We start from the raw sequence: 2,257 nt of genomic DNA, 5'->3' as shown, positions 1-2,257 counted from the left end.
TGGTTGACCTCCTTTCTGTGCGTGGTGTCCTCTCACTAATAGGAGAAAAACAGGGTGTGAAGCGGAACTGTTTTTGAAAAATCCGAAAAATATTTTGAGGGGTTTTTCAGCGGCGCAAGCCGCATAAGCAGGGTTTGGGGAAGGCACTCCCCAACAAGATTCCCGCAGGGGCAAAATGAGCGATAAGCGAATTTTGGCACCTCGGTAGAATCTTGCTCTAAGAAACTGCCGGCCTGCCGTTCACTTGCTACTGCCACTTTTTCAGAAAATCTATAACCAGCTTTTTTTATAAAAGGCTGCGGGCTGGCGTTTTTCCCTTACTCCCTACAAACCACAAAAGAGCAGAATGGACGGACTTTCCGGCAAGAACTTTTCCGGCGGCTCGGTCTTTCCCGACAATAAGGCGTTTCGGAAGCTGCGTTTTGCCCGCTGTCTGAAAAAAATGGCAGCCTTTTTTGGTTTCACTGTCTAATACGGAACTTTTGGAAATTTGCCAAAAATGGACGCAAAAAAAGCAGCAAATCTTTTTCGGATTTACTGCTTCATGTGCCGCTGCGGTGCGGCGGGATGGATATTCAGTTGAAATAAAAGAGGATGGTGGTACTTTAGTCTATCGACTCTTTACTAACTATTAGGTAATCTTGAAAGATTTTCCTTGAATTTATCTAAAGAATGTTCATTGTTTCCCGCAAAAATAAGTGGAATTGTATATTCATATGATATGCCATTTTCATAGTCCGATAATTGTATTTTTATAGTATCATCCCTCTCATCTTTAGGTGCTATATATATGAATGAATTTTTATTTATATCAGATATTTTCCCTTTTTCAGAAGAAACAGTATAACCCCAGTCTGTTAAATTTGTCTTTATTGTAACTTCTGTTTCTGTTTCTTTTCTAGTCTGCAATGCTGTTTTATCGATTTGGATATCAAAAGGAGTCGAACCTAACAATTCACTGTTTATATTTACAAGTTCTTCTCCATTTGTTTTAGAAATATTAGATTCATCTTCATAATTTTGTTGAGATTCATCTTTTGGTGTTTCTCTGTTACATCCTAATAAAAAGCATAAAATAATTAGTACTAATACAGAAAGTTGTTTTTTTTGCATTTATTTCTCCTTTCATATTATCAAAGAAAGCACTGAGAGTACTTTCAAGAAATTTTGAAATATTCTCAATGCTTTCTATTTTTTGATCATAAACTTGCCGGTAATGATACTATGTTAATTTATCTCTTTCGCGTAACCTTTGTTGCAATATACACATGCACCATTCACCCATTTGTGAGACATTTCAATCGTCTCAACTTCATAAATGCTTACTTCTCCACAAATTAAACATTGTTTGTAATTATATACATGACGTGTCGCACATTTATCCCAGTCATCATATATACCAGGCATTTCATCTTCATATCCATAGTACTGGGGAGAACCCCAACTATGAGTATGAGCGGCAAATACAGTCATTGGAGCAGCTACAATTCCAGCTACTACTGAAAGTGCTAAAATAGATTTTCTTAAATTCCTCCCTTTCCTTAAAAATACATAGCTCTTTGTTACATTGTCATTTTAACATAATAATTGGTAAAATGCAATAATTTATTTTCTATTTACGAGAAAATACTGTGCATATTATCTTATTTAGGAATAGTTAAGGCGGCTACCTAAATCTTTTTATTACTTTACCGCACATGAGCATTTGCCGCAGGGTTGTCCGACCCATAACCTTCCAGAAGGTTGATGACGCCCCACACCGCCAGACCGGCGCCAAGAGCCATGACCAGAATTTTGAGAATGTCGATTGCCTGATTGAAAAATTCCATATACGTTCCTCCATTTTGTTTGTTTGATGGTTTTGGGTACAAAAAAAGCCGCCCACATCGGCGGCGCTTCGGGTCATCATGGCCCGAAGTTACACAAACTCGTCGCTGTCCAGATCATCGAAATTCAACAGGTCAGCTTCTTCGTCCGTGTCGGAGCCGTCCACTTCGTACACCGTGTATTCGTCCTCCGGCTTTAGTCTCAATGGCCGGTGGCGGAACAGGCTTTCCAAGCGGAAGGCGTTTTTCTTTTTATCAAATTCGGCTGTGTACTTGTAATTCGGGTGCTTTTTCAAGTCATACTTCGGGGACAGGAAAGGCGGGAGCCCCCGAAGCTGCAAGATACATTTATCTCCGGGCATGGTGGTGATCTCGCTGGTGGTCATCAGCTCCCGGCCAAGCCGCTGCATATTCTGGCTGTAACTTTCAGA

The 2,257-nt window shown here is 39.9% G+C and carries 1 protein-coding gene and 2 pseudogenes; all 3 read right to left on the bottom strand.

Going from position 1 to position 2,257, the window contains the following annotated elements; genetic code table 11:
• Positions 1 to 624: 624 nt before the first annotated feature.
• Entirely contained in the window at positions 625 to 1,113 is a 489-nt protein-coding gene (locus tag DW677_RS17875) for a hypothetical protein (protein WP_002569239.1), read from the bottom strand.
• Between the two features lie 587 nt (positions 1,114 to 1,700).
• Positions 1,701 to 1,829 (bottom strand): annotated as a pseudogene (locus tag DW677_RS17865) (Maff2 family protein); the annotation flags it as partial.
• 89 nt (positions 1,830 to 1,918) lie between these two features.
• Positions 1,919 to 2,257: pseudogene (locus DW677_RS17860) on the bottom strand (type IV secretory system conjugative DNA transfer family protein); the annotation flags it as partial.

This window comes from Clostridium sp. AM25-23AC (assembly GCF_003435125.1).
GTDB classification, from domain to species: Bacteria; Bacillota; Clostridia; order Lachnospirales; family Lachnospiraceae; genus Pilosibacter; species Pilosibacter fragilis.
The sequence above is the reverse complement of the archived record's forward strand: the minus strand, read 5'-3'. Positions and strand labels throughout refer to the sequence as shown.